Source organism: Actinomyces sp. ICM39, assembly GCF_000282935.1.
GTDB lineage: Bacteria > Actinomycetota > Actinomycetes > Actinomycetales > Actinomycetaceae > Pauljensenia > Pauljensenia odontolytica_B.
Genome location: NZ_ALCB01000144.1, coordinates 21,755 through 28,608 on the forward strand (window position 1 = coordinate 21,755; position 6,854 = coordinate 28,608).

Here is a 6,854-nt window from a genome sequence, read left to right on the forward strand (position 1 = left end):
CCCGACCAGCCGACCCGTCAGGAGGACGCTATGCCCGACCACACACCTACGGACGCTCACGACGTAGACGAGGCCCAGGCCTCGGCAATGAACGAGGAGAACCCTCCCACGGTCCCCGAGGGCATCGCCGTGCGTGACATGATGCGCGTCAAGTACGAGCCGCGCGCCTCCAACGAGGTTCTCATCATCACGGGCTACTCCGGGGCGGGTCGCACCGGCGCCGCCCGCGCACTCGAAGACCTTGACTGGTACGTCGTCGACAACCTGCCGCCGACGATGCTGCCCGCGCTCGTCGGAATGATGTCGAATGACCCGGCTGCGGGCGTGCACCGACTGGCTGTCGGCGTGGACGTGCGCTCGCGTACCTTCTTCCGCACGCTTGATGCCACGCTCGAACAGCTCAAGGGCGCGGGCATTGTCTATCGCGTCATCTTCCTCGAGGCCAGCCCTGAGACGCTAGTGCGTCGCTACGAATCTAACCGCCGCCCGCATCCCCTCCAGGGCGCCGGTACTCTCATGGACGGTATCAAGGCTGAGATGCGTCTGCTCGCGCCCCTGCGCCGCGCCGCCGACGAGGTCATCGACACCTCCACGATGAGTGTCCACGATCTGACGAGGCGCATCCGCGACATCGTGGCGGGGGAGGAGCGCCCCCTGCAGGTCACCGTTGAATCCTTCGGCTTCAAGCACGGCCTGCCCCTCGACGCCGATCACGTCGTTGACGTGCGCTTTCTCAAGAACCCGTACTGGGTGGACGAGCTGCGCCACCTCACGGGTAAAGACCAGGCGGTCGCCGACTACGTACTGTCACAGCCGGGCGCGCGCGATTTTGCCCTCGGATATGCCGACCTTCTTGCCCCCATGCTCAGCGGCTATCTGGCAGAATTGAAGCCATTCGTCACGATTGCCGTCGGATGCACGGGCGGAAAGCACCGCTCCGTCGCATCTTCCGAGGCCATCGCCGAACGCCTGCGCTCACACGGATACACGGTTCGCGTGATGCACCGTGACATTGGGAGAGACTGATGCCCTATCTTGATGCTGCCGGCTGGGTTCAACGTGGAGAATCCGGCCAAAACATCGTTGCCCTTGGCGGCGGACACGGACTGTCCGCAACGCTGCGCGCGCTGCGCCACATTACCCGCGCGCTGACCGCCGTCGTGACCGTCGCCGACGACGGCGGTAGCTCCGGCCGACTGCGCCAGGAGATGCCGATCCTTCCCCCCGGCGATCTGCGCATGGCGCTGGCCTCTCTCTGTGAGGAATCCGAGTGGGGCCTGACGTGGCGTGACGTCATGCAGCTGCGCCTCGACACGACCGGCCCGCTCAACGGGCACGCCCTCGGCAACCTGCTGATCTCCGGCCTGTGGCAGCTTCTCGACGATCCGGTCGAAGGCCTCGACTGGGTCGCTCGTCTGCTGGGTGCGCAGGGGCGTGTCCTGCCCATGTCGTCGACGCCGATCGACATTGAGGCGGATATGAACGACGGCGGCCGCCGCTACGTCGTATCCGGCCAGTCCAAGGTTGCCGTCGCCCCAGGCACGGTCGAGCACGTGCGCATCACGCCCGAGGCGCCCGAGGTTCCCTCCGCCGTCACCGAAGCGATCTCCGAGGCTGATTGGGTGGTGCTGGGACCCGGCTCCTGGTACACCTCGGTGATCCCGCACCTGCTGGTGCCGGATATTAATCGCGCTCTCGCTACGACCGACGCGCACCGTGCGCTCGTCCTCAACCTGGCCCGCCAGCGCGGCGAAACCGACCTCATGTCGACCGCCGACCACGTGCGTGTCCTGCGCGAGTACGCTCCCATGCTCAAGCTTGATGTGGTGGTCGCCGACCCGACGGCTTGTGACGATATCGACGACCTCATCGTTGCCGCCGAAGAACTCGGCGCTCGCGTGCTCCTGCGGCAGGTTCGCACGGGTGATGGTGCCCCGCACCATGACCCGCTGCGCCTCGCCGCCGCACTGCGTGACGCATTTGACGGCTTCCTTGGCGAGGTCGGACAGCCCGAAACGTGGTTACCTTAGAACCTGTTGCCTGCTGACAAACGACATGACATACCTGGAGAAGCCGTGTCCCTGACATCTGACATGAAGGACGAGCTGGCGCGCGCCGTTATCACGACGCCGTCTGAGGTCGCCGCCGAAGTGAGCGCCACGTTGCGTTTCGCGGGAGGACTGCACCTCGTGAGCGGGCGCATCCTCGTCGAGGCCGAGCTTGACTCGCCCGTGGCCGCACGCCGCCTGCGTACCTACCTGCAGGCGCTGTACAACGCCGAGTCCTCCGTCGTCGTGGTGTCCGGTTCTTCTCTGCGACGTGGCAAGCGCTACGTCGTGCGCGTCGTTCATAAGGCCGACGAGCTTGCGCGTCTCACCGGCCTCGTCGATTCCCTTCGTCGCCCCGTGCGCGGCCTGCCTCCGGTGCTCGTCGCTTCCGGAACGGCGGAGGCCGCGGCTATCTGGCGCGGTGCCTTCCTCGCGCGCGGTTCGCTCATGGAACCCGGACGCTCTTCTTCCCTTGAGATCACGTGCCCCGGTCCCGAGGTGGCTCTCGCGATGGTGGGGTGTGCGCGCAAACTCGGCGCGGCCGCCCGTTCGAAAGAGGTTCGCGGTACCGACCGCGTTTCCGTCCGCGATTCGGACGCGATCGGAACCCTGATCTCCGCCATGGGCGCCCCCCAGACCTTCGAGGCGTGGCAGGAGCGGCGCGAACGCCGCGAGGCCCGAGGCAGCGCCAACCGACTGGCTAACTTTGACGACGCGAACCTGCGCCGCTCCGCCCGCGCGGCCGTCGCCGCGGGTGCCCGCGTTGAACGCGCCTTCGAGATTCTTGGAGACGACGTGCCCGCCCACCTGCTCGAGGCCGGCACTCTGCGTCTGCAGTACAAGCAGGCCTCCCTCGAGGAGCTCGGCAAGCACACGAATCCGCCTCTCACTAAGGATGCTGTCGCCGGTCGTATCCGCAGGCTTCTGGCTCTTGCGGACAAGGTCGCGCACGAGCGCGGCATCCCGGACACGGAATCCGCGCTCACCCTCGACATGCTCGAGGAGGACTGAGGTCCCTTTTTCCTGCCGCTTCGTCTCAATCCAAACGAGAATTACCCCACGTGCAGATTTTCTAATTGGATTGTGACTGAGTCCGCTTTTAGGTGTAGATTAGGAACTGCTGGAACCGCAGACATCTGCGGGCCGGGCAGGCAACCCGCAGGCCCGGTTGCATCGAAGACCGTGTCCCGTGTGGGCACGAGCAGGAGGAACATAGTGACCACCCGCGTTGGCATCAACGGCTTCGGCCGCATTGGCCGTAACTTCTTCCGCGCCGCTCTCGAGCAGGGCGCGGATATCGAGATCGTTGCCGTTAACGACCTCACCGACAACAAGACCCTCGCTCACCTGCTGATGTACGACTCGATCACGGGTCGCTTCCAGGGCGAGGTTTCCTACGACGACGAGGGCATCATCGTCGACGGCAAGCACATCAAGGTGCTCGCGCAGCGTAACCCCGCCGACCTGCCCTGGGGCGATCTCGGCGTCGAGGTTGTCGTTGAGTCGACCGGCTTCTTCACCGACGGCGAGAAGGCCAAGGCTCACCTCGACGGTGGCGCCAAGAAGGTCGTCATCTCCGCTCCCGCGAAGAACGTCGACGGCACCTTCGTCATGGGCGTGAACGAGGCTGACTACGACAACGCCACGATGAACATCGTGTCGAACGCCTCCTGCACGACCAACTGCCTCGCCCCCCTCGCCAAGGTTCTCGAGGAGAACTTCGGCATCGAGCGCGGCATCATGACCACCATCCACTCCTACACGGGTGACCAGCGCGTCCTCGACGCCCCCCACTCGGATCTGCGTCGCGCCCGCGCCGCGGCCCTGAACATGATCCCCACCAAGACCGGTGCTGCCCAGGCTGTCGCCCTGGTTCTGCCCCAGCTCGAGGGCAAGTTCGATGGCCTCGCCGTCCGCGTCCCCACCCCGACCGGCTCCCTGACCGACCTCACCTTCATCGCGAAGAACGAGGTTTCCGTCGAGGCCGTCAAGGCTGCCGTCAAGGCTGCCGCCGAGGGTGAGCTCAAGGGTGTTCTGAAGTACACCGAGGATCCGATCGTCTCCTCCGACATCGTGGGCGACCCGCACACCTCGATCTTCGACGCCACCGAGACCAAGGTCATCGGCAACCTCGTCAAGGTCCTGTCCTGGTACGACAACGAGTGGGGCTACTCGAACGCTCTCGTTCGCCTCACCGCCCTCGTCGGCTCCAAGCTCGCCTGAGCACACAGCTGATACACCAGCCATGAGCTGATCAGCGAGATGCCCGTGCACGCTCGTGCACGGGCATCTCGTACATCGCCACCGCCTTCAGACCGAAAGGACTCCTCGTGAGGACCATCTCCACCCTGGGCGACCTGCGCGGCAAGCGCGTCCTCGTCCGCTCCGACTTCAACGTTCCGCTCAAGGACGGCGTCATCACCGACGACGGCCGTATCCGCGCGGCGCTGCCTACCCTTAAGACCCTCACCGACGCCGGTGCCAAGGTCGTCATCATGGCCCACCTCGGCCGCCCCAAGGGCAAGGTCGATCCCGCCTTCTCGCTGGCCCCCGTCGCCAAGCGCCTCGCTGAGCTTTCCGGTGTGAAGGTCACGCTGGCCTCCGACGTCGTTGGCCCGTCGGCCACCGAGACCGTCGCCGCCCTGGGTGAGGGCGAGATCGCCCTGCTCGAGAACGTCCGTTTCGATCCCCGTGAGACCTCCAAGGTCGACGAGGAGCGCGAAGAGCTTGCCCGCGAGTACGCCAAGCTCGGCGACGCGTTCGTCTCCGACGGCTTCGGCGTCGTCCACCGCAAGCAGGCCTCCGTCTACGACATTGCGAAGCTGCTGCCCTCGGCCGCTGGTCTGCTCGTCCTCAAGGAGATCGAGTCCCTGTCCAAGGTCACCGGCGACCCCGAGCGCCCCTACGGCGTCGTCCTCGGCGGCTCCAAGGTTTCCGACAAGCTCGGCGTCATCGCCAACCTGCTGAAGAAGGCTGACATGCTCTTCATCGGCGGCGGCATGGTCTTCACCTTCCTCGCCGCTCAGGGCTACTCGGTGGGCAAGTCCCTCCTCGAGGAAGACCAGATCGACACCGTCAAGGGCTACATCGCCGAGGCCGCCGAGCGCGGCGTCGACCTCGTCCTGCCCGTGGATGTCATCGTCGCCCCCGAGTTCGCGGCCGACGCGCCCGCGACCGTCGTCAAGGTCGACGCCATTCCCGACGACCAGATGGGTCTGGACATCGGCCCCGAGTCCGCGAAGCTCTTCGCCGACAAGCTGGCCACCGCGAAGACCGTGGCCTGGAATGGCCCCATGGGCGTCTTCGAGTTCGATGCGTTCGCCGGCGGCACCCGCGCCGTCGCCGAAGCCCTCTCCACGGGCTCCATGTTCTCCGTCATCGGCGGTGGCGACTCCGCCGCGGCCGTGCGCCTGCTCGGCTTCGACGAGAACACCTTCTCCCACATTTCCACTGGTGGTGGTGCCTCCCTCGAGCTCCTCGAGGGCAAGGTTCTGCCCGGTATCGCAGTTCTGGAGGACTGACTCATGGCACGTACGCCCCTGATGGCCGGCAACTGGAAGATGAACCTCGATCACCTCGAGGCCAACCACCTCGTCCAGGGTCTGGCGATGGCCCTGTCCGACGCGGACCACGACTACTCCAAGTGCGAGGTCCTCGTCATCCCGCCGTTCACCGACATCCGCACGGTCCAGACCATCGTTGACGCCGACGAGCTCGGCATCAAGTACGGCGCCCAGGACGTCTCGATCCACGACAACGGCGCCTACACCGGCGAAATCTCCACCGAGATGCTCACCAAGCTCGGCGTCACCTACGTGGTCATGGGCCACTCCGAGCGCCGCGAGTACCACGGTGAGTCCGACGAGCTCGTCGGCGCCAAGGCCCGCAAGGTCTTCGACGCCGGCATGACCCCGATCCTGTGCTGCGGCGAGGCCCTCGAGGTTCGCAAGGCCGGCACCTACGTCGAGTTCGTGCTCGGCCAGATCCGCGCCGCCCTCGCCGGATGGAAGGCCGAAGAGGTCGCCAAGATCGTCATCGCCTACGAGCCCATCTGGGCCATCGGCACCGGCGAGACCGCCTCCGCAGAGGACGCCCAGGAAGTGTGCGGCGCCATCCGCGCCGCCCTGGCCGAGGACTTCGGTGCTGAGACCGCCGAGTCCACGCGCATCCTCTACGGCGGCTCCGCCAAGCCCGACAACATCAAGGAGCTCATGGCTCAGCCCGACGTCGACGGCGGCCTCGTCGGCGGCGCGTCCCTCAAGGCTGACTCCTTCGCCGCCATGGCGACGTTCTACGCCTGAGAAACCGTAGCGCGCCCACTCCTCCCAGCCACGTAAGCCGGGTCGGAGCGGACGCGAGGTGGGGCCAACCGGTGTGCCGGTTGGCCCCACCGGCATTCTCAGTTAGACTAAAGCTATATGTGCCCCGATCCGGGGCGAACTGCGATAGAAACTGGATTGACTGTGACCATTCTGAACAACGTCCTGATCGTGCTGATCTTCCTGACCAGCATCCTGCTGACCCTGACCGTCCTCATGCACAAGGGGCAGGGCGGCGGTCTGTCGGACATGTTCGGTGGCGGCATCTCCTCGTCGGCCGGCTCCTCCGGTGTCGCCGAGCGTAACCTGAACCGCATCACCCTGGGCACGCTGCTCATCTGGCTGGTGTGCATTATCGGCTACGCGCTTCTCGCGAAGTTCGGCGCCTGACGGCTATCTCGTCTTTCTAATGGCTCTCCGCTTGTGAGCGGGGAGCCATTTTATCCGGAAACCCGTGTGGGGCCGTCCTCTTCATGAAGAGGACGGC

Annotated in this window: 7 protein-coding genes; all 7 read left to right on the forward strand. The window is 65.8% G+C overall.

Going from position 1 to position 6,854, the window contains the following annotated elements; genetic code table 11:
- Window positions 1-30 precede the first annotated feature (30 nt).
- The 7 genes from rapZ (at window position 31) to secG (ending at window position 6,757) form a co-directional block, all read left to right on the forward strand.
- On the forward strand, window positions 31-1,026 hold the full coding sequence (gene rapZ / locus HMPREF1137_RS09645) for an RNase adapter RapZ (RefSeq protein ID WP_009054881.1): 996 nt from the start codon (window positions 31-33) through the stop codon (window positions 1,024-1,026).
- Window positions 1,026-2,030, forward strand: coding sequence for a gluconeogenesis factor YvcK family protein (locus HMPREF1137_RS09650; protein ID WP_009054904.1), 1,005 nt, complete (start codon window positions 1,026-1,028; stop codon window positions 2,028-2,030). Before rapZ ends, HMPREF1137_RS09650 begins: the two co-directional genes overlap by 1 nt.
- A gap of 45 nt (window positions 2,031-2,075) precedes the next feature.
- Window positions 2,076-3,059: a DNA-binding protein WhiA gene (gene whiA / locus HMPREF1137_RS09655; RefSeq protein WP_009054869.1), complete on the forward strand. Its 984-nt coding sequence runs from the start codon at window positions 2,076-2,078 to the stop codon at window positions 3,057-3,059.
- Between the two features lie 204 nt (window positions 3,060-3,263).
- The gene (gene gap / locus HMPREF1137_RS09660) at window positions 3,264-4,271 is read left to right on the forward strand and encodes a type I glyceraldehyde-3-phosphate dehydrogenase (RefSeq protein WP_009054907.1); all 1,008 of its coding nucleotides are present in this window, start codon (window positions 3,264-3,266) and stop codon (window positions 4,269-4,271) included.
- A 107-nt stretch (window positions 4,272-4,378) separates the two neighbouring features.
- On the forward strand, window positions 4,379-5,569 hold the full coding sequence (locus tag HMPREF1137_RS09665; RefSeq protein WP_009054876.1) for a phosphoglycerate kinase: 1,191 nt from the start codon (window positions 4,379-4,381) through the stop codon (window positions 5,567-5,569).
- A gap of 3 nt (window positions 5,570-5,572) precedes the next feature.
- The gene (gene tpiA, locus HMPREF1137_RS09670; protein ID WP_009054878.1) at window positions 5,573-6,349 is read left to right on the forward strand and encodes a triose-phosphate isomerase; all 777 of its coding nucleotides are present in this window, start codon (window positions 5,573-5,575) and stop codon (window positions 6,347-6,349) included.
- 162 nt (window positions 6,350-6,511) lie between these two features.
- Window positions 6,512-6,757 carry a preprotein translocase subunit SecG gene (gene secG / locus HMPREF1137_RS09675; RefSeq protein WP_009054898.1) on the forward strand — a complete coding sequence of 82 codons (246 nt, stop codon included), beginning with the start codon at window positions 6,512-6,514 and terminating at the stop codon, window positions 6,755-6,757.
- Window positions 6,758-6,854: the final 97 nt, after the last annotated feature.

Bases quoted from the DNA above. Each gene is read 5' to 3' on its own strand.
- rapZ (WP_009054881.1), top strand. From the start codon at position 31: ATGCCCGACCACACACCTACGGACGCTCACGACGTAGACGAGGCCCAG.
- HMPREF1137_RS09650 (WP_009054904.1), top strand. From the start codon at position 1,026: ATGCCCTATCTTGATGCTGCCGGCTGGGTTCAACGTGGAGAATCCGGC.
- tpiA (WP_009054878.1), top strand. From the start codon at position 5,573: ATGGCACGTACGCCCCTGATGGCCGGCAACTGGAAGATGAACCTCGAT.